We start from the raw sequence: 20784 nt of genomic DNA, 5'->3' as shown, positions 1-20784 counted from the left end.
TCCCTTTCTTTTTTCTGAAACTCCCCGAAGTCAGAAGTCCGCGCGCTGTGTGCCAAGATTGAACTCATGAACGCCTCCACCACACCTTTGCTTGTCGTGGGGCTCGGCAACCCTGGGCCCAAATATGAACTCACCCGCCATAACGTCGGGCATCTGGTGCTAGATGAACTAGCCAGCCGCACTTCTCCGATGCCGTCGTCGTTTAGCGTGCACAAGAAGTCGAATGCTGAGATAGTCCAGACTCGGTTCAAGACTTCCGACGGTGGCGAGCGGCAGGTGATTCTGGCTAAGCCCCGGACGTACATGAACCTGTCGGGTGGACCGGTCGCGGCGCTGACAAAGTTCTTCAACGTCGCACCTACCGACGTCGTGGTAGTCCACGATGAGCTGGACCTGGACCCGGGCGTGGTGCGCCTCAAGCGCGGCGGGGGCGAGAATGGCCACAATGGCCTGCGCTCGACCACGAAGTCGTTGGGCACGAAGGACTACATGCGGGTACGTATTGGCATTGGCCGTCCTCCGGGCCGCCAAGATCCGGCGGACTACGTGCTGCGTAACTTCAATGCTAAGGAACGCGAGGAGCTCGCTTTCACTCTGCCCACTGCTGCGGAGGCGGTGGAGCTAATCGCCAGCCACGGGCTGGAGATTGCGCAGAACCAGATTCACGGGCGGTAGCAGCAGCGGGAAGGGGGCTATTTTCTCGTTCCCGGGAGCTTCAGTCTTTACAGCTCGTCGGTGTTCGTGCTGCTCGGCGTTTTCGTCGGCGTTTTCGCTCTGTACACCGAGCGCCTGGCGGTAGGATTCGGGAAGCTGCGGCAGGGCGCCCGTGAGGGCATCGACCAGGTGATGAGGATCAGGCGCCCGAGGAGCTCCCCGTCCGGCACGCCCACGACTCGGCGTAGCGGCCGCCCTTCGCCAGCAATTCATCGTGCGTGCCCCGTTCTGCGACCGTCCCGTCCTCCGAAAGCACGACGATGAGGTCGGCATCGCGAACGGTGTGCAGGCGATGGGCGACGACAATCACGGTGCGATCGCCGCGCAACGCCTCCATCGTGCCGACGATCGCCCGCTCCGTGGCCGCATCCAGCGAGGACGTCGGCTCGTCGAGAAGCACCACCGGGGAATCCTTCAGAAGCGCCCGGGCGATGGCGAGGCGCTGCCGCTCGCCTCCCGACAGCAGCGTCCCCTCCTCCCCCACCGGGGTATCCCACCCGGAAGGCAGCAGCTCCACGATGCGGTCCACCCCGGAACGCCGGGCGGCCTCGCGCAAGCGGTCCCCGTCACCGGGCTCGGAACCGAATCCGGGATCGGCGAAGACCACGTTGTCCCGCACGGACGCGTCGAAAAGGAAGGTCTCCTGGAACACCGGGGTCACCAGCGAGTTCACGCCGTCGGTGCCGATCCGAGGCAAGGGCACCCCGCCGATGAGGACCTCCCCCGAGTCCGGATCATGAAAACGCGACAGCAGCCGCATGACCGTCGTCTTGCCCGCCCCCGACGGTCCCACTACGGCAACCAGCGCTCCCTGAGGTGCACGGAAGCTGACGCCGTCGAGAACCTTCTTATCCCCGTACCCGAAGCTCACGTCGCGGAACTCCACGTCATGCCCGTCGGGCAGCTCCGGTGCGGCAGGTTCGGGAAGGGCGGGGATTGCCCGCAGGTCACGCAACGCAGCCAACGTGTTGCGGCCCGCACCGAAACCGCCGGACAACGCTCCCGCCGTGGTGATCGGTCCGGTGAACTGGACGACCACGATGAGCATCGGCGCCAAATGCGCCGGCGCCATCCCGCCCGTCGCGGCGACTGCCACGGCGACTATCACCGCCGCCGTGAACACCGCATGGACGACCGAACCCAGCCGTCCGATGGCCGCCCCCTGCGTCGACGTCGCCTTCGCGAACGCATCGTGTTGGGCCCGGATTGCCTCATCCACCATCGCGTCCGCCGCCGAACCGTCGCCCGCGGCGCGAATCGCCTGCTGGCAGCGGGTGAACTCGATCAGCCTGCCGGAGACGGCAGCGACGGCGTCAGCATGCGCTTCGTCCGACTCCCCGCCGACCCGACCAATGGCCCGGTAGGCGAAGAAGATCACCGGCGCCGACGCGACGAGAACCAAACCGACGCGCCAATCCACCGCCAGAATTCCGAAGGCGATGACGGTCGGCGCAACCGCCGCGGCGATGACAGGCCGCAGGATCACGTGCGGCACGGACGCCGCGAACGCGATACCCGACGATGCCATCTCCGAAAAGCGGCCGGCCGTGGACTTGGTGACGTACCCGAGTGGCAACGTCAGCACGCGTTCGCCCAGGGAACGCAGCAGGGACGACAGCACCGCTGCGGAATTCGCCCTGCCGACCGTCCCCGCGGCGAGAGACAGCACCGCATGGGCGGCCGCGAGGCCGGCGATGACGCCGGTGAAACGCCACGCCGTCGCATCATCTCCCTCGGCCAGAGCCGACAGCAGCGGCAGCAGCGCGACGAACGCCGCTCCGTGAGCCAGCGCGGCAAGCGCGGCCAACGCAATGAGCCACGCCAGCGTCATTCTCGAGCGCCGATCCGTCATCGACCACAAGTCCCGAATCATCGGTTCCCCGCCTTTTCATCGTCTAATTCAGTGCCCCGCGGGGCGGATGGTTCGTCGTCGAGCGCGAACGCGCGCCACAAATCCCGGTAGCGGCCACCGCGCGCAAGCAACTCGTCGTGGGTACCCGCCTCCGCGACCGCTCCCCCGTCGAGAACGAGGATGCGGTCGGCGTTGCGGATCGTGCTCAACCTGTGCGCGATCACAATCACCGTCCGTGAACGGGCCAAACGCTCGATTGCGGACTGGATGAGGGCCTCGGAAGCCGGATCCGCGTAAGCGGTTGCCTCGTCGAAGATGAGCACCGGCGCGTCCGTGACGATCGACCTCGCGATGGCCACGCGCTGCGCCTCACCACCGGAAAAGGTCACGTCGACGTTGACCACCGAATCCAGGCCCTTCGGCAGCGCCGCGATGACCGCATCGAGGTTCGCGAGCTTCGCGGCCGCCATGATTTCGCCGTCGGTGGCGTCTCTCCTGGCCAGCCGGATGTTCTCCCGCAACGGCAGCGTGAGCAACTGCGGATCTTGGAACACCACCGACACCGAGCGGTGCACGTCACGCACGGCGATGTCGCGAAGATCGGCGCCGCCCAGCAGCACCGAGCCTTCAACGGGGTCGTAGAAACGCGCCAACAGCCGGGCGACGGTGGACTTTCCGGAACCGGAGGACCCCACCAGCGCAGTGAGGGTCCCCGGTTCAAACGTCGCGGACATCCCGTCGAGGACCCGCGGCCCATCGCCGTAGGAGAAGACCAGGTTCCGGGCCTCGAGCGCGCCTCCGCGCGCGGGCACCGGATCGGCGGGCTCGACGATCGGCGGCGTGCCCAGCACATCCGCGATGGACTTCAGGGCAGCGATCCCCGCGATGATGGGTTCGGAGTTCATGGCCACCCGCACGATCGCCGCGGAGAGTCCAAGGCCGAGAACCAGCCCGGCGACGAGCCCCTCCGGTAGGCCGCCCGCGGCGTCCCTCAGAGCGAGGCCGGCCCCGCACACCACTGCGAGGACTGTGATCGGGGACGTCACCACGTCGATGACCCCGAGATAGATGTTCGACTGCCGGGACCAGGCAGACCACGCACGGACGAACGACAGCGCCGCGGCATCGTAGCGACCCGCGCCCTGGTTGGCGCGTCCGAAGGACTTCATCACTGAGATACCTCGCACCAACTCGATGACCGCGGCCGTCACTCCTTCGGAGGCTCGCTCGTAGTCGCGCTGAAGACCGGCTCCGCGCGAAATCATCACACCCATCAGGGCGAAGGTGACCAGCACCGGGACGACCGCCACCGCCGCGATCCGCCAATCCACCGCGACGAGCGCGATGAGGGAAAGCAGGGGAACCAGCACCGCCACCACGGTCTCACCGACGGTGTGGCCCATGAGCTGGTGGACAGCCGCGACGTCCTTCTCAACCGACCCGATGATTCCCGACGAGCGCCGGGCGTCCAGCCAGCCCAGCGGCAACTTCCGGATTTGGGCGACCAGCTGGCGCCGGAGGTGGAGCTGCAGGTCGTTATCCGCCCGGTGCGAGAGCATGCCGGCGGCGCCGTCCGCGGCCATGCGCACCGTTGCGGCGACGACGATGACAGCCACGGCCAACCACGTCCGATGCTCCGGGGCCTCCGGGTACGTCATCGCGATGTCGATGATGCCGACCAGCGAAGCGACGGTAGCCACCGACGACAGGACGGATAACGCGACCACCGCACGCATCCGGGTCCGGATCGGGGCGAGCAGCGACCACGGGCTTACGGTCCCGTCCACGGCGCTCACTTGCCCGCCTCCCCGATCGTGCTTTTCTTCGTGAGAGTGCAGAAGTACACCATGCCGGCGCGTGAGGCTCCGCCCAGCTTCAGCCCGTTGGCTTCGGCGAGGTCCTCGAGCTCGCTGTCCCGGAACACCCGGTGGCCCATCTTCGCCATGATGGCCATGTCGACCCGCTCGTACACGTCGGGATCCTCGGCTAACGTCTGCACGTAAGCGATGCCGTCGTCGGCGAGCAGCCCGGCGACCCTGCCGAGCGCGGCACCCGCATCCTTCATTTGGTGGAGCGCGCCGCACACCCAGATTTCATCGGCCCCGCCGGTCTCTCCCGCGAGCGGCGCGAGGACGTCGGCGACGTGGAATTCCGTCCGGGCCCCGAGCCCTTCGACGGCGGCGCGTTCGCGGGCGATGCGGATCGCATTGGGCGACAGGTCGTAGCCGACGATGTTCGCCCTGCGATAGCGAGGCTCGGCGGCAAGCATGCGAGCGAGCCACCCGGTTCCGCAACCGAGGTCGAGAACCCGGGCTGGCGCATCCGGCCCGGGATCCAGCGCACGGAGCTTCCGATACACGGCGGCGGCGTCCATCGGTTCACGCGCATAGCGGCTGAGGAACCTCGGCTGGACCTTGTCCTCGTAGGCCGCGAGGAGTCTGCGGTTGTTCTGGACGATCTGGGCAATCGACTTCATCTGGTTCTGTCTCCGGGTGTGTGGGCCGCGTCCACGCGGCGGTTTCGGGTTAGGTGCTCGGGTTCGCGGGCCGTCATCGGCGGCGCCGCCCCCGTGGACGTGCCCGTCATGCAGACTCCCCCGGCCTGATTTTCACGGCGATGCCCCACGCCGCGAGCACGGCGATGCCTAAGAACCAGGCCGCGCAGACCACCAGACCCGCAGCCCCGGTGCCGTTGACGGCCTCGCCGGCCGCGGATACGGGGGTGTGCCCGGCGATTCCGCGCAGGAGAGGACGGAAGTGGTCGGCGGGCATGAGCACCGTGTTGACGAACATCGCAACGATGATTAACGGGATGAGAGCCACGGAACCCTGGGGGCTGGTGATGGAGAACGCGATGTACGTGCCGGTGCATGCGGCCGCCGCGGCAACCATCGCGCCGGTCACCGCGATCCTCCACCACCAGGACACCTCCGGGAGGCCGTCGGACAGCAAGGCGGCCACCGCCGCGACGACGACCGTCATCGCCATGATCCGGATGAACTCGGCAATAATCCGTGCGGCCGGCACGGCCGCGTACGGTGACGGCATGGTGATTAACCGCTCGTGGAAGCCATTGCTGCGTTCAACGAACACGGTGGACGATCCCGTGATGGCCAGGATGAACGCCCACGCCGTCACGACCAGGATGACCGCGTTCCGGAGTTCGAACTCTCCGGTGAGCTGCCTGACCAGGCCACCGAACATGCGGTTGACGATGAACAGGTACACGAGCGGAGCAATGAACGTCATGAACCAGAAGTCGGAGCGCCGCAGCCAAATGTGGACGATGCGCCGCAGATGCACGGAGACGGCGTCGATCATGATTCGCTCCTCGAGGTGAACCGGCGGATGAACAGGACGATTCCGGCGACCACCGCGACGCCGAGCCACAGGGCTGCCTCTTCCCCGGCGCTATCCGGGAAGGCGTCCGGGGACGCCGCCCTGATCACCTCGATCATCGGCGAAAACGGCATGTGACGTACGACGTCGCGCAGGGAGCCGTCCAAAGCGGTCGCCGGAATGAACGCGGTGGAGAACATAAGCAGCAGCATTTCCAGCGCCTGGATCGATGAGGCCGTCGACACCGGGGCGGGCACCATCAGGATCACCCCGTCCGTGACCAGGGACAGGACCGCCGCGGCGAGCAGCGACCACAGGACAGTCCACGCGACGTCACCGACAGCCATGTCGAGTCCACAGGCCCACGCGACGACCAGCAGCGCCGCGATCGACGCGGACATCCGCAGCAAATCGGTGGCGAGCCTGCCGGCGACATAGCCGCCTGTGGCCCCGGGCAACACGCGCACGCGGTCAACAAGCCCGGATTCGACGTCCTGTCCCACCGCCATCGCCGACGCCGCGGCGGTGAACATCGCCGCCTGGAACAGGCAGCCGCCGAGCACGAAACGCAGGTACCCGAAGCCGGATTGCCCCGCCGAGTACCCAAACACCGCGTACAGGCACAGCAGGAAGAGGGGCGGAACTACGAACATGGAGATCAGCGACGCGGTGTTGCGTCGCAACAGCAGCAGATCCCGACGGAGAAACGCCGCGACCGACGTCGCACTCATCGCGCCGCACCCCCTGCGTTCATCGATATGAACACCTCGTTGAGGGTGGGCGGCGACACGCTCAGCGAATCCGGCAACGCTTCCGAGGCCTCCATCGCCCGCGCCACCGCCTCGAGGATCCGTGGCCCGGGGTCGACGTCGAGGGACACCGACTTCCCCGCGACGCGGGCGCGGTCCAGGCACGTTCCCCCGAGGCAGCGGGCGAATGCCTCCGCCCCGGCGGCGGTGGCGAAGGACACGCGGAGCACGTGCGACCCGAAGTCGCGGCGCAATTCCTCCGGCGTTCCGCTGGCGACGATGCGGCGGTCCTTGAGCAGATGGACGTGGTCTGCCAGCGCCTCCGCCTCTTCCAGGTACTGGGTGGTCAGCACCAGGGTCATTCCGTCGTCCCGCAGCTGCCGGATGAAGCCCCACAGCTCTTCGCGGCTGACCGGGTCCAACCCCGTCGTGGGTTCGTCGAGGAACAGCAGCCTGGGCACGACGCACAGCGACGCGGCGATGTCGAGGCGCCGCCGCATGCCACCCGAATAGGCCGACACCAACGTCGAGGCACTGTCTGCGAGCGAGAATTGCGCGAGTAGTTCCGTCGCGCGGGCGGCCGCGTCGGCGCGGTCGAGTCCGCGCAGCCGCCCGAAGAACTCCAGATTCTCCCGGCCGGTGAGGTTCTCGTCAATCGCCGCGAATTGGCCGGTGGTGGCAATGTCGGCGCGCACGCCCACCGGATCCTCTTTCACATCGCGCGAGAAGATGCTCACCTCGCCGGAGTCTGCGGTGATGAGCGTCGACAGGATTCGGATGAGAGTGGTCTTGCCTGCGCCGTTGTGGCCGAGGAACGACACAATCGCCCCGGCGGGCACGGTGAAACTCACGCCGTCGAGCACATGCTTGCGCATCCGGGCACCGCGCTTTCCCTTGCGCCCGCCGTCCGGCGGGGCACCTGCCCCGCCTTCGGGCGCGGTGCCCGCTTTGCCCGCAATCGGGTAGCTCTTCGTGAGGTTGCGGACGACGATCGCCGCACCTCGTTCAGCTTGATCCGTCATCGTTTCCCCTTTTCTTTGGAATCGCAGTGGGCCGCTGTCGGCAGCGGCCCCGTGGTCGGGTTGTCATGCGGCACCTCGATATGGATGCCCGCATCGCGGGCGAAGGCGAGGACCGGTTCGAGGAGCCGGGGGTGGCCGACGAGATCCCGGCACCCCGGCGTGACCGGCTTCCCCGCCACCGCCACAACGGTGGCGGCAGCAATCGCCGCGGTCATTTTGTAGGAACCCGGGCCGGTCGCCCGGACGACGGTCGTCTCGGCCGACGGCCCCGCATCGCCCGCGCCGACGGACGACAGTGCGACGACCAGCTCGGCGGGTTGCGGAGTGCCCTTCGCCCGCGCCTTCCGCGATGTCACGGCCGCCCCGAGACGGGCGAGCAGACCGGAGACAACGGGCATCGCGTACAGTCTCGACGTGCAGATCTTCTCCACCAACGCATCGGGGAGGGCATCGAAGGCGACGTGGTAGGAATATCCACGGATCGAGGGGCACACCTCGCGTACGACGTCGACGTCCGGGCATTCGTAGCCGATTCCGCTTTGCGACGACACCGGGTTGCGCCGCACTTCGACAATGGCGCCGCCGAGCATCGCGCGGTATCCGCCGCGAATGGTCCGGAACATCGACTCGACCGACGCGGCCCCGGATTCCTGGTCGGCGCCGATTCTCAGATCGACCCGCACATCGCGGACCTCTTCGACCCCCGCAGCGCGGGCCCCGAGAATCAACAGTGCCGTCGACAAGCCCGGGCACAGGCCGAACCCGGTGAGCACGGGAACCCCCTCCCGCCGGGCATCCCCGTCGAGGGCCATGATTGCGCGGCGGGCGTCGATCGAATCGTTGACGTCGATGTATCCGGTGCCTGAGTCAATGCACGCACGGGCGAGTGAGTCTGCGTGCACCTCGAACGGGCCGGTGCAGTTGACCACCCAATCGTGTTTGCGGAATACCCTGCAGATCTCGTTGTGGCCGGCGGCGATCCTCAGCGGGAAGTGCCGCCCCGGGCCATCGTCCGGTTTCTTTCGGGAAGTGTAGGCCAGCTCGATCCCGTCGACGGCGCCGAGCATCCCCCGGACGAGCCGTCCGGTGACGCCGGTACCTCCGGCCACCAGCACTTTCACAGGTTCGCCCGCGTCGCGGTCCCGTGCTTCCCCGCCGTTTCGTCGATCAGTCACTTTCCATCTCGTTTCCCCGGTCCCGCGACCGGTCGATTCCATCGGACGACGGGTCCACTGCCCTGTCGTCCGTTTCCGGCGCCCGGCGCCGGTGTTCGATGTACTCCCCGATGAGAGCCCCAGTCAGCGCGGCATCCTCTCCGAGGACGAACGAATAGTGGTTTCCCGCGACGCCGGCGACGCAGAGGTCATCGACGAGGTGGTCCCGCCACTGGTCGTGGTTGTGAGCCTCGCCGTCATCGGGGAAAACGAACAGCGCCTCCCTCACCCGCCCCTCGGGCCGGTACCGGGTGCGGGCATCGATGAGCGAGCGCAGCGAGTTGAACTCCGTCGCTGTCACCCGGTCGCCGGAAAGCCCAAGGTCCTCCAGGAGCGTCGGTGCGACCGCTGCGGCCAGGGCACGCAGGCGGGCCCCTCGTTCCTCATCGGTCTCGTCGACCCCGCCGAACTCCGCCCAGAGGCGGGCAACCGGCGTTCCGTGCGGGAGATCGGCGATCGAGGGCATCACCCGGGACAGCAGCCCCTTTTCGGATTCCGCGTCGAAATCCCCGACGTCGACCGCGATCCCCGGAGCCAGGCTGTCGAGAAACACCAGCGCAGGATCGAGATCGGCCAAACGGAGCGCCATCTCGGCCGCGATGGTGCCGCCGAGGCTCCATCCAACGATCGCAGGGGCGGCACCGTCGACGAGCACCTCGCGGACCCGGCCCGAATAGTGGGCCGCGATATCGCCGATGCCGATAGCGTGGGGGAATGGTCTCTCGAACTCCGCGAAGCCGACGCCCCACACCTGCCCGCCACCGGGGATCGCGAGTGCCAGGTCTCGGTAGATGTCGACGGTGCCGAATCCGCCGTGGACGAGGAAGATCGGGCGCGCCTCATCACCGCTGCGCAATAGGACCAGCGAACGGTCCGCGGCCGACGCGCCGGGATCATCCGCGTCCCGCCGGTCGGTCGGCGTGGTCGTCGACTGGCCGACGAGCTCTGCCACGCCACGTGGCGTCGGCTTGGCCAGCGCTTCCGCGAGCGGCACCGACGCCCCGGTGATGTCCTGGATCCGCTGCATCAGTTTCACGAATCCCAGGGAGTCGTAGCCGAGGAGGAACAGGTCGTCGTCCGCGCCGGCTTCGGCGCCGCCGAGGTCGGCCCGGACTATCCCAGTGATGACCGTCAGGTATCCGCGAACTCGGCCCATCAGGTCCCCGGATGCGATCCTCGAGATCGCGCCCGCCCTGTCGCGCTCTGCCGATAACACGCCCGCGACGCCGTCGTCAATCACCCCACCGCCGGAAGAAGTGCCCCCGACCGCCAGGCGCAGGTGCCGAACCTGGCCGACGCTCAGCGGCGCCGCTTCGGAGCAGCCCCCGGCGAAACCCGACACCGACCTGATGTAATGGTCGAAGATGTCCTCCACCAGTTCCGGTTTCAGGATCTGCTCGACGAAATCCCAGGCGACGTTGATACGCCCGTCGACCTCCATCACCTGGTTGTCCAACAGCACCTGCGGAGTCTGGGAGATGGCGTAATCGACGTCTCCCAGGACGTGGGCATCCTTGCCCGAGCCATCGCCTGCCGCGGCCCCCTCGCCGAACAGCAACGAGGTGTACACGAACGGCGCTATGGCCTGTCCGACGGGCAGACCCCGGTGGCGCGCGATGGTGCCGAGCAACGACACCCCGGAGTACCCGGCCGCCATGTGCCCGAGCAGCCGGTTGCGCAGTTCCGCCGTCCACCAACGGAGATCATGGTCGGCGGCCGCTTTTACAGGCATCAGAATGACGCCGGTGAAATCACCGAAGACGCCGGCGACGTCGGCGATTTCGGAATCACGGTTGTACGTGGTGATGTTGATACCGACCGAATCCCCCCTCGACCACAGCGACAGGCTCGTCGCATAGCAGGCGAGAAGCAGTGCGGACACGCTGCCGTCGGCGGCGCTGGCCCTTTCCCGCAACAGTGCGGTTTCCTCAGCGGTGAACGTGTACGACAGGCGACGCATCCGCGGCACATCCACGTCCGCGGCCGCACCGCTTGATGGAAGGGTGTTGCCGGGCGGGAATTCCTCGACCACCGTCCGAGTCAACGTCTCTTCGCCCCGCCCGACCGCCGAAGCTTCCCGACGCTTCATCTCCAAGACGTACGTGCGGTAGTCGCCAGTGACGGGCGGAAGCTCCGTTCCTCGGTACAGCTTGTCCAGGTCGTCGATGAAAATCCGCTGGCTCGCCCCGTCTCCGATGATCATGTCCACGCTGAAGAACAGGCGGTGCCGCCCGTCCGGGAGCGCGAACGCCGACAGATGGAACAAGGGCCAGCTGCCCAGATCGAATACCTGGTGGCTCAGCTCATCGCGCTTGCGCCGCACCGCCTCGACCACGGTCGCCTCATCGGCGGTCCGGTAGTCGGCGACATCAATACGGTAGCGCGGAACCTCCGGCAGGATCCGCTGCGTGGCTTGTGCGGTGAACACGACGCGCAGCATCGGATGCCTGCGGATTAGCTTGTCGAGGGCGTCTTCCAGGCGATCGATGTCGGTGCCGGGTTCGGTGACGGATTCGATGTAGTAGTGCTCGGTGACGCCGCCCAGCTCGAACCCAGAGTTCCGGCCAACGTAGTAGGCCTTCTGCATGTCAGTCAAGGGGAACGGCGCGTGGGGGTCATCCCCGAATTGTTCCACCGGATCCTTTCCGTGGGCACTCGCGGAGCATTCTCGGGCGCCTCCTGCGGCTGAACCGGCACCGACGGCACAATCGGGGGAAGGCACTGCCTCGGCGACGGCTTCAGACTCGGCCCCGGATTCCCGCATGGCCTCCGATACAAGGCCGGCGATGTGCGCGATGGTCGGGTCGACGATGACGTCGCGGAAACGGAGCCGGACTCCCGTCTTCTGCCGGATTGCGCGAATCATAACCTGGAATTGCAGGGAATCGCCGCCGCGGCGGAAGAAGGACTCTCCCGCGCCGCACGCCGAATCCGCGGCACCCGTCGACGGGGCTTCCCCGAGAATCTCGTCGAAGACTCCGGACACCAACTCGATCGCCCCGGGGTCGGCGACGGAACCAGCCGAGCCCACGGCTCCGGCCCCCGCCCCGGCGACCTCGCCATCGGCCGTTGCCCCGCCGCCCGCGGCGCCGACGTGCCTACGAATTTCCTCCTGGTCCAGTTTCCCGTTGACGGTAACGGGCAGGTGCGCCACCGGCAGCAGGACCGTCGGTACCATGTACGCTGGCAAGCATCGGGCAAGCTCGGCCCGGACGGCATCCCGCGAGCCGGTCATATCGTCCACCGGAACGTAGAGGCACGCCAGTAGTCCCCGATCGCCCGATTCGACGACCGCCGCCATCGACGCGGTCACCAGGCCGGACCGCTCGAGGACCGATTCGATTTCTCCGAGTTCGACGCGGAAGCCCGCGATTTTCACCTGACGATCGCGGCGGCCGAGAAATTCCACAAAACCCTCCGCGTTGAACATGCCCACGTCTCCGGTCCGGTAGCAGCGACCGATGCCTGGGACATACCCGAAGGCGGCAGCGGTCCGCTCCGGATCGGCCGCATACCCCTGCGCGACGCCGAGGCCGCTGATGTGGATTTCCCCCGGCACCCCGACGGGGCAATGCACCCCGTCGGGAGCGAGCACGTGGATGCCCTGGTTCGCCAGCGGGTACCCGTAGGGAATGCGGTTTTCCAGGCTGTCGCGTTGCAGCGGGTACTGGATGGACCAAATGCTTCCTTCGGTCGCACCGCCCAGGCTATTGATCGACGCGTTCGGGAACATGTCCATGGCGCGCGCCGGAAGCCCCGCTGCGATGCGATCGCCGCTGAGCAATACGGTGCGCACATCCGGGAACACGTCGTCGTCCGTCGCCCGGACCAGGGCGAGCTCCAACAGGGCGGGCGCGGAGTTCCACAGCGTGACCCGCTCTTCCCGCAAGACGTCGAGGATTTCATCGGCGTTGCGTTCGTCTCCGACCATCGTCACCGTCGCTCCTGCCGCGAACGCACCGAACACGTCGTAGACCGACAGGTCGAATCCCAGCGACGACAATCCGATAATGCAATCAGCGGAGGTGACCCCATACCGCCGGTTCACGTCGAGGATGGTGTTGATACAGTTGCGATGACTGATCCGCACACCCTTTGGCCGGCCCGTGGTCCCCGAGGTGAAGATGACGTAGGCAAGGTCGTCAGGGGCAGTGCCGGGCGAAGAGTGCGCACCCGCGCTGCCCGCGCGGTCGCAGACTTCCGCGGCTGCGGGCTTGCCGACGCCCTCTACTCCGCTTTGGTCCAGTTCATCGATCACGCCGGTGTCCAGAATCGGGCCCGCCGCACCTGAGGCTTCCACTACGTATTCTTGTCGCTGGGCCGGCATGCCCGCGTCGACAGGCACGAATGCGGCTCCCGCACGCAATGCGCCGACCATGTTGACGATGTCGTCGGGATGCTTGGTGTAGCGCACGATCACCGCATCCCCCGCCCCGACGCCGGAATCCGAGAGTTGGCGGGCGATGCGTCCGGCCCTGGCCCAGACCTCGGCGTAGGTGTACGAGATGCCCCGGGCGGCGAGGCGCACGGCCGGCGCATCCGGAGTCGCCGCGCATGCGGCTTCGACAAGCGAAACCAGGGTGTCATCGTGGATCGGGCCCGCAGCGTCGTTGTAGCGGGCGACGGCCCCCTCCGTCTCCGCATGACGGATGGGCAGAGCCTCTCCCCCGTCCGCCACCACGTCCAGGGCCTCCGCAACGGCTCCGAACATCGCATCTACCGCAGGGAAGTAATCGTCGACCACGTCCCACGACAACGCCATCCCGCCCGATGCCGGCATCACCTGGATGTCGAGGCACACCTGCGCGGTTTGCGTGTAGATGCATTCGATGACCGGGCTGCGCCCGCTTCCCCGCTCGCCGCCGAGGTAGCTGGTGAACACCACCGGAGCGGTGGCCTGGGACTGATTGGCCGCGTCCCGGAGGAATCGCTGTAGCACCTCCACACCGGAAACGCAGCGGTGGGACAGCCCTTCGCGGATGTCCAGGTCGATCGCCTCCGCCAACCCGTCGATGGTCGCGGCTCTCCCGGCGTCGACGCCGACAAGCATCGATGAAGTGAAATCTCCCATCACCCTCGTGCCCGCGGCGAGGCCGCTGCGTTCGCTGACAGTCACGTTGACCGTCAACGCGGATTCGGGCAGCCACCTGCAGACGACGGCGGCGTTGACGGCCATCACCAGCGACGACAGGGTAACTCCAATGCGGTGGGCACGTTCGCTGAGCTTGGCGGTGACCTCCGCGTCAAGCACCGTGCCCAAGCGCCGGGTCGACCAATCGTCGCCACCCCCCACGGCCGCCGGGAACTCCGGACGCCGCGGCAGATCTGCGGCCTTCTTCTCCCAGTAGGCGAGGTCCTCGGCCCGTTTCTCGTCGCGCCGGCGCGCAGAGATTGCCGCCAGGGCATCCCCATATCTGGAAGCCGGAGCCGGCGGCTCCCCGGCCAGCAGGGATTCGAGCTCGTCGAAGAATAGGTACACCGAACCCGCATCCATGACGATCATGTTGAAGTAGATGAACATCCTGCACCCGCCCGCATCTGCGAGCAGCCTCGCGGCGACCATGGGACCGTCCTCGTTCGACGATCGCGCCGCGGTTCGCATGTCCCGACGGATCTCCCCCACCGCCGCGTCGATATCGTCGCCGGACCCGACTACCTCGACGGTGGCGAGGCACGCGCCGGTCGGGCTCAAGACCCCGGCATCGACGTCGAGCCGATGGAACAGCACGTCGTGACGCCCGAAGACCGCCCGCACGGCCTCCTCCACCTGCGGCAACGAATAGTCGTGCCGGGATTCCGCGTAGATGTACGTCGCTTGGCCGCCAAGCTCGATGTCCTCGTCCGCGCCGAGCAGGTAGGCGGTCTGGATTGGATTGAGCGGGACCGCATCCGCGGAACCAGCCCCATTTTTGCCGGCACAGCCGTCATCCGACTCACCCGTCGCTACAGCGGGATCGGCCCCGGCAGCGGCGCCTGCGGCAGATCCGGCATCAGCGCCACCCCGGGCGGCGTCGATGACGGCCGCCAAATCAGCGACCGTGACCCCGGGGTCCATCGCCGCGTAATCGATGGTGACCCCGTACTCGTCCTCCAGCGCCAGCAGCATCTGGAGGAAAGTCAGGGAGTTCGGGATGTGGTCGCGGAGTTTCACGTCCGCCGAATCCAGGTGCACGCCGATGGCGTCGGCGATGGACTCCGACAGCCGTTCGGGGGCGACTCGGGCCCCGGTGCGGGCTCTTCCCACGGCGGTAGATGCGACGGCCGGCGCGATCGTTTCATTGGTCATCGTCATCGCCTCAGAGCAGAGCCTCGAGCTTGCGGCGGAGCTTCTTGCCGTTCGACGCGACGGGCAGCTCGTCGACCCACAGAACCCTGGAGACGGGCACCCCGGCGACGCGCATCAGCTCGGTCGTCGCGGACCGGGCCACCGCCTGTTCATCGATCGGAGGTTCATCCCCGTCCGATTGCCCGGCACCGGTCGCATCGTCGGCCTTACGATCGGTCGGGGTCCGCCTGGCCAAGAACACGGCGATCTCCTCTTCGCCCGTGGCTGGGTTGCTCCGGCCGAGAACGGCAACATCGCGGTCAAGCACATTCTCCAGCACGGCTTCCAAATCAGCCGAATAGTAATTCCGGCCGTTGACGAAGATGATGTCCTTCTTCCGGCCGAGGACGAACAACTCGCCGTCGCGGAGAATGCCCATGTCCCCCGTTGCGAACGCCCCATCATCGGTGAGCTCGTGCTCCACGATCCCCTCTGCTGTGATCGCGGCGCGGGTCATCGGAGCGCCGGCGATGTGGATTTCACCGACGGTGCCGTCGCCGAGGACCCCGCCCCCGTCATCGCGGATGGTCAAGGAAATCCCCGGGACGGCCTTGCCCAAGGCGACGAACTCAGCTCCGGACTCGCTCTCGATGTCCTCGAAACGCTGCCCCGTGGCGATGCCCGTCCGGTCAAGTCGCACCGTGGACAGACCCGAGTAGATGTCCCGGGTCGTGACCAGCAGGCAAGCTTCGGACATTCCGTAGGCGGAGGTCAGGGCATCCTCCCGGAGACCCATGGCGGACATCGCCGCGAGGAACTTCCGGGCCAATGGAGCGTCGATGGGCTCAGAACCGCTCATCAGCTTCTGGACGTTGGAGAAGTCGTAACCGTGGTCATCCCCGAGGGGCCGGCGCTCGAGATGGCGCAGGAAATGCTTGAACGCGAAGTTCGGGCACACTGTCACCGTCGGCCGGTGCCTGGTCACGGCCTCGAACCACCTCGGGGGATCGGCGACCACCTCGGAAACCGGCAGCAACACCTGGTCGTACCCACGAAAAAGGGCGTAGACGTGGAAGCCGATCAGCGAAAGGTTGTGGGTCAAAGGCAGCCACGTGAGCATCTTGTTCTCGTACCGGTGCGCGTGGCGTGGGATCGTCGCGCGCAGACCGTTCAGCACGGACTCGTTGGTTACGATGACGCCCTTTGGCGATCCCGTGGAGCCGGACGAAAACTGGATGAGGGCTTCGCCTGCCGTCCCACCTCGCACCGGGAACGCGGGGACCGCCCCGGCGCCATCCCCGGAATCCACGTCACCCGCCTGAGAGAAGTCCGATTCAGCATCACCCGGCATCGCCGCATCCGGTTCCGCGGCAGCGTCATTGACGATGGACACGTCGAGCAGCCGATCCTCGCCCACGACCACGGCACCGTTTGCGCCGGTGAGCAGCGTGTAACTGCGTTCGTCGACCAGGATCGGGGCCCCGGGCATCATGTCCGAGAGCGTCCGCACCCTGTCGACGTCAACCGGGCCCGACACCGGCGGCGCAAGCGCCGGAACCGCGCCGGCGTAGACGCAGCCCCAGAACGCCCGGATGAGCCCGCGGTTCTCCGAAACCTGGAAGATCACGCGATCGCCGGGGCCGATGCCGGCTTCGGCCAACCGAGTCGCAGCCGCCACCGCCTCCGCATGGACCCGGCCATACGGGACGAAGACGTCCCGCCGATTCTCGACGAAGGTGATCCCCTTTTTCGTCTCATCGGCCTTGTCCCGAAGCACGTCGCTGATGGTCCGGATCGTGTTCATTGGTACCTCTTTCGGTTGTCGGCGCCATGCCGGTGCCGGGCGGACCGGGCCCGCATGGCGTGACCCGGAGGATGTGTCTGAAGGGTTGAAAGGGTGAAGCAACTGGGTGGGGCGCGTCTCCGCACAAGCCCGGAAATGCTCACCCGCCGGTTCCAGGCGCCCGTCAAGTCACTGCAGACACCAGGGCGGCGACGAAGACCGCGGCGGACGCTGCGGCCGCGAACCCGTCACGCACTCGCCAGGGGTGATCGGTGCGGAAGGTACGCCGCGGATAGAGGCCGAAGTTGCGCATCGCCAGGGTCAGGGACAGCTTTTCGGCGCAGCGCACGGCGCTGACGAACAACGGGAAAGCGATGCGCGCGGGCGTCGTCGCGCGAATGAAACCGGAGCGGAAAGACTGCTCCGGTCGCATCGAGCGCAATCTAATCGCCCATGTCAGCTGGGGGATTTCACTGCGCAGGAACGCTGCGATGCTCACCCCGGAAATCGCTATGGTGCACCATGTGTAGGGCACCCGGAGGCGTTGCACCATGGCGTCGAAAAGCTCCTCGACGCGCATGCACGCGGAGACCAGGACCGTCCCCGCGAACACGGCCATCAACAGCAGTCCGTGATGGATGCCGTGGCGGACGGCTTCCGACGCATCCCCACCTCCGTAGAACTCGGAGCGCCACCCGAGCAGGCCGAAGAACACCCCGATTAACAGGACAAGAAGGACCTTCCCCGCCGTCGCCCGAACGTCGCGTTCCGCGATCGCAGCGAGTGCGAGGAACGCGACCACCGTCAGGGCGAGAACGGCGTCTCCGCCGGAGAGCAGCGCGGCGACGAGGACGAACATCACCGCCGCGACAATCGTGATGGCGTTCAACCCCGCGCGCCTTCGAGCGGCGGATTCACTGGTCCCGGGGCTTTCGTCCAAGGACGTCCGTGCGCCGGCCGCGGGCAGTGGGCGATCCCGCCGGGATGACTCCGGGGAAGCCGGCAGGTCGGCTGCGGGACCGGACCAGGCGACCTTCCCTTCGGCGACGATGCTCGCCCTATCTGCCCACGTTCGCGCGACACGGCGGTCGTGGCACGTGAACACAACGGTTCCGCCGGCCCCGGCGTATTCCGCTAGCGCATCCAGTACGATGCGCGAGCTCGGCGAATCCAGGTGCGCCAACGGCTCGTCGAGAAGCAGCAAACGGCGATTGGCCGCCACCGCCAGGAAGATGCCCAACCGTCTTTTCTGTCCGCCCGACAGGACGAACGGCGAGACGGGGTCAAGTGCCCTGGGGCACAGGGCTTCCCGCAGTTTCCGCAGCTCATCGGCGCCGAGTGGTCCGTGCGGGTCCGTGCCGGCCAGCGCGGAGTCGATTTCCGCGGCGACGGTCGCGCGGGTGAACTGGTGCTCGGGGTTCTGGAACGCCCACGACGCGAAGGCGTCGGGGACGCGCCGGGCAGACGCGCCGTCGATCCGGAAGCTCGCTCCCGCCTTCATCTGGCCTGACAGCACCGCCAGCAAGGTGGACTTACCGGCTCCGTTGGCGCCGACTAGGGCATGAATCTCGCCCCGTTCCAGTGTCAGATCGGCCCCGTCCAGAATCCTCTCCCCGCCTCGGGCCACGTGGGTTCCGGTCAAGGCCAGCAGTGGAACGGCATCCGCCTCCGATTCCAAATCGGGACGGTCCGGTGCCCCCGTGCCCGGCGTACTGGCGTCCGGCGCTCCGGCGGGCGCGGCCGACGTCGCAATGCCCTTCACCGCGATGCCCTCCGGTGCTCCGTGCGCGGCGACGCTCCCGTCCGCATCGAGGATTGTCACCGTGTCGACCCACCCGTCGAACGGGCGGAGGTCGTGCTCGATGAGCAGGATAACGCGCCCCGGGGCCCGCAAATCACGGATGGCGGCGAACAGCGACCGACGACCGTCCTCGTCAACGTGGGCCGCGGGCTCGTCGAAGATCATGACCTCCGGCGCCCTGGCCACAGCACCGGCGATGGCCATCCGCTGGCGTTGCCCACCCGACAAAGCCCACGGATCCTTCTCCGCGAGCTCTGACAGCCCGAGCTCCGATAGGGCCTCGGCTGATTGCTTGGCGACGATGCCGGCTTCCACGAGGGAAAACTCGAGGGCCATCGACACGTCATCGACGACTCGGAGCGTGAGCACCTGCGTCGACGGGTCTTGCCCGACGAAGGTGACCCGGTCCCCGTCCACGGGGCGTTCGGTGCCGTCGGCATCGACGATGTGCACGAATCCGGCATGGTCGATGGGGATGTGCGAGGGGATCAGTCCAGCGATGAGGTGGGCCAGGCTCGTCTTTCCGCATCCCACGGGTCCCGTGATGGCGTTAATCGTGCCGAAATCGAAGGAGAGATCCACCATGTCGGGTGCCCATCGCCCATCGGCGTGCCGGACGCCCGCGCCACTAACCCGTAACCGGGCCGGGGCCGTCCCGCGTGTCGCACCGGCGCACGCGGGTGCTCCGCCGGTCACCGGGTGACTCCGCGGCTGCGAAGCCCCTTTGCGACGGCAAAGCCCAGGACCAAAAACACCAGGCTCGATGCCAAGGCTACGGCGAAGCTAATCAGGGTCATGGGCGTGGTCGGCGAGTCGACGCCGACTGCGCGCGGGGCCATCGTTCCCATCAGCGCGGAGAACAACATCGCCGACGCCACGAACTGGGGACGCGTCCACCGCCGGTACAGGGTGACCATGAACGGAAGCTCGATGAGCAATCCTTCCATAGTCAGCGCCCCGATTGCGGCGACGCCGAACGGGGTGGTCGCCGCGGACACGACGCCCATGGCAAGGCACGCGATAAGGCTCGCGCCAGGCTTGCGGACGACGATGAGGGGAACAACGCACTGCAGGAACCACAACCCGAGCGTCGCCGCGACGAGATAAACGTGGGCGATGCCGGCGAACACCTGCAGGTAGGTCAGGGGCACGATGATGAGAGACCCCGCGACGCCGATCGCGGCGGCGACGAGCATGTCGCGGATGGATGGTCGGCCACCAGCTGCGACCGGTGCGACGTGCACCAACCGCCCGTCATCCGTCTGCGACGCCACCGCGTCCCCGGCTCCCCCTCCGGAGAGGGGTTCTCCGGTCGATCCACGTTTTCCGTTCATCGTCGCCGCCTCGCTTCCGTTGCCGATTCCCGATCGGGAACACCACCTGAAACAGTATTAGGTTAGGCAATGCTTATCGGATTACGCCAGGCTCAATTTACTGAAATTACCCCCGCCCCCCCCCGAACGAAAAACCGCCTTCCCAGCGTGCTCACAGAGATTCGCCCCGTACTCGAGCGCGTCTTTGCAGGCGAGATTCTCTCCCGCACGCTGGTGCTGGACTCGCTCATCCACTACGAAGGTCCGACAAAACTGGCCGCCGCAGGTCGAGGCCGGGGCCTGAAGTGGATGCGCAACCGCGCCAAGAAGGACCCTGCTGCCCTGGTTGACGCAATTTTCGCCGCCCTTGCCGAGCGAACTGTCACGGTACCCGGCACTGCGGCAGCAGAATTGGTCATTCCCCAGCTGGCGGCGAACATCAAAGCGCTTCAAGCACAGCGCGACACGATTGCCGGACAAGTCGAGGAGATGCTCGAATCGTTCCCTCTTGCCCAGGTCTTGATGTCGATGCCCGGCGTAGGCATCAAGACCGCCTCTAACATCGTGTTGTCCATCGGCGATTGCCAGGACTTCGCCGACGCCGCACACTTAGCCGCTTACGCCGACCACCCGGCAGTCGGGTACGTCGGTCCGCGGCGAGTTTCCCACCAGGGCCGGCAATAAACAGTTGAAAAACGCGCTGTTTCGATCGGCGTGGATCGCGTCGCACTGC

At 67.0% G+C, this 20784-nt stretch carries 12 protein-coding genes and 1 pseudogene; 2 read left to right on the top strand and 11 right to left on the bottom strand.

Features of this window, described 5'->3' with window-relative positions; genetic code table 11:
* Positions 1 to 66 precede the first annotated feature (66 nt).
* Positions 67 to 675 carry an aminoacyl-tRNA hydrolase gene (pth, locus tag HMPREF2787_RS09720; protein ID WP_049172234.1) on the top strand — a complete coding sequence of 203 codons (609 nt, stop codon included), beginning with the start codon at positions 67 to 69 and terminating at the stop codon, positions 673 to 675.
* Positions 676 to 853: 178 nt separating this feature from the next.
* Here pth and HMPREF2787_RS09715 read toward each other — a convergent pair whose 3' ends face one another.
* From HMPREF2787_RS09715 to HMPREF2787_RS09665, 11 genes are all read right to left on the bottom strand, one after another.
* Complete coding sequence (locus tag HMPREF2787_RS09715; RefSeq protein WP_070549402.1) at positions 854 to 2587, bottom strand: ABC transporter ATP-binding protein; 1734 nt, start codon at positions 2585 to 2587, stop codon at positions 854 to 856.
* Positions 2584 to 4362 (bottom strand): ABC transporter ATP-binding protein, encoded by a 1779-nt coding sequence (locus HMPREF2787_RS09710; RefSeq protein ID WP_070859145.1) that lies wholly within the window; start codon positions 4360 to 4362, stop codon positions 2584 to 2586. The genes HMPREF2787_RS09715 and HMPREF2787_RS09710 overlap by 4 nt, the downstream gene beginning before the upstream one ends.
* Entirely contained in the window at positions 4359 to 5042 is a 684-nt protein-coding gene (locus HMPREF2787_RS09705; RefSeq protein WP_070859144.1) for an SAM-dependent methyltransferase, read from the bottom strand. The genes HMPREF2787_RS09710 and HMPREF2787_RS09705 overlap by 4 nt, the downstream gene beginning before the upstream one ends.
* A gap of 106 nt (positions 5043 to 5148) precedes the next feature.
* Positions 5149 to 5886: an ABC transporter permease gene (locus tag HMPREF2787_RS09700; protein WP_048733945.1), complete on the bottom strand. Its 738-nt coding sequence runs from the start codon at positions 5884 to 5886 to the stop codon at positions 5149 to 5151.
* On the bottom strand, positions 5883 to 6635 hold the full coding sequence (locus HMPREF2787_RS09695; RefSeq protein ID WP_016423213.1) for an ABC transporter permease: 753 nt from the start codon (positions 6633 to 6635) through the stop codon (positions 5883 to 5885). Before HMPREF2787_RS09695 ends, HMPREF2787_RS09700 begins: the two co-directional genes overlap by 4 nt.
* The gene (locus HMPREF2787_RS09690) at positions 6632 to 7675 is read right to left on the bottom strand and encodes an ABC transporter ATP-binding protein (RefSeq protein ID WP_048733943.1); all 1044 of its coding nucleotides are present in this window, start codon (positions 7673 to 7675) and stop codon (positions 6632 to 6634) included. The genes HMPREF2787_RS09695 and HMPREF2787_RS09690 overlap by 4 nt, the downstream gene beginning before the upstream one ends.
* The gene (locus HMPREF2787_RS09685) at positions 7672 to 8850 is read right to left on the bottom strand and encodes a saccharopine dehydrogenase family protein (RefSeq protein ID WP_246824296.1); all 1179 of its coding nucleotides are present in this window, start codon (positions 8848 to 8850) and stop codon (positions 7672 to 7674) included. The genes HMPREF2787_RS09690 and HMPREF2787_RS09685 overlap by 4 nt, the downstream gene beginning before the upstream one ends.
* Positions 8843 to 15175: a non-ribosomal peptide synthetase gene (locus tag HMPREF2787_RS09680; RefSeq protein ID WP_070859166.1), complete on the bottom strand. Its 6333-nt coding sequence runs from the start codon at positions 15173 to 15175 to the stop codon at positions 8843 to 8845. Before HMPREF2787_RS09680 ends, HMPREF2787_RS09685 begins: the two co-directional genes overlap by 8 nt.
* A 10-nt stretch (positions 15176 to 15185) precedes the next feature.
* On the bottom strand, positions 15186 to 16958 hold the full coding sequence (locus HMPREF2787_RS09675) for an AMP-binding protein (RefSeq protein WP_016423217.1): 1773 nt from the start codon (positions 16956 to 16958) through the stop codon (positions 15186 to 15188).
* A gap of 163 nt (positions 16959 to 17121) precedes the next feature.
* A complete protein-coding gene (locus tag HMPREF2787_RS09670) occupies positions 17122 to 19323 on the bottom strand; it encodes an ATP-binding cassette domain-containing protein (protein ID WP_246824295.1) in 2202 nt (733 codons plus the stop codon).
* Between the two features lie 107 nt (positions 19324 to 19430).
* Complete coding sequence (locus HMPREF2787_RS09665) at positions 19431 to 20012, bottom strand: ECF transporter S component (RefSeq protein WP_246819564.1); 582 nt, start codon at positions 20010 to 20012, stop codon at positions 19431 to 19433.
* Between the two features lie 129 nt (positions 20013 to 20141).
* Between HMPREF2787_RS09665 and HMPREF2787_RS11450 the strand changes: the two are divergent.
* A pseudogene (locus tag HMPREF2787_RS11450) lies at positions 20142 to 20784 on the top strand (transposase); the annotation flags it as partial.

Source organism: Corynebacterium sp. HMSC061H03 (genome assembly GCF_001838215.1).
Taxonomy (GTDB): Bacteria; Actinomycetota; Actinomycetes; order Mycobacteriales; family Mycobacteriaceae; genus Corynebacterium; species Corynebacterium jeikeium_D.
The sequence above is the reverse complement of the archived record's forward strand: the minus strand, read 5'-3'. Positions and strand labels throughout refer to the sequence as shown.

What these genes read in the sequence shown, in the direction of transcription:
- pth (WP_049172234.1), top strand. Translation starts at nt 67, where the DNA reads ATGAACGCCTCCACCACACCTTTGCTTGTCGTGGGGCTCGGCAACCCT.
- HMPREF2787_RS09715 (WP_070549402.1), bottom strand. Translation starts at nt 2,587, where the DNA reads ATGATTCGGGACTTGTGGTCGATGACGGATCGGCGCTCGAGAATGACG.
- HMPREF2787_RS09705 (WP_070859144.1), bottom strand. Translation starts at nt 5,042, where the DNA reads ATGAAGTCGATTGCCCAGATCGTCCAGAACAACCGCAGACTCCTCGCG.
- HMPREF2787_RS09700 (WP_048733945.1), bottom strand. Translation starts at nt 5,886, where the DNA reads ATGATCGACGCCGTCTCCGTGCATCTGCGGCGCATCGTCCACATTTGG.
- HMPREF2787_RS09695 (WP_016423213.1), bottom strand. Translation starts at nt 6,635, where the DNA reads ATGAGTGCGACGTCGGTCGCGGCGTTTCTCCGTCGGGATCTGCTGCTG.
- HMPREF2787_RS09690 (WP_048733943.1), bottom strand. Translation starts at nt 7,675, where the DNA reads ATGACGGATCAAGCTGAACGAGGTGCGGCGATCGTCGTCCGCAACCTC.
- HMPREF2787_RS09680 (WP_070859166.1), bottom strand. Translation starts at nt 15,175, where the DNA reads ATGACCAATGAAACGATCGCGCCGGCCGTCGCATCTACCGCCGTGGGA.
- HMPREF2787_RS09675 (WP_016423217.1), bottom strand. Translation starts at nt 16,958, where the DNA reads ATGAACACGATCCGGACCATCAGCGACGTGCTTCGGGACAAGGCCGAT.
- HMPREF2787_RS09670 (WP_246824295.1), bottom strand. Translation starts at nt 19,323, where the DNA reads ATGGTGGATCTCTCCTTCGATTTCGGCACGATTAACGCCATCACGGGA.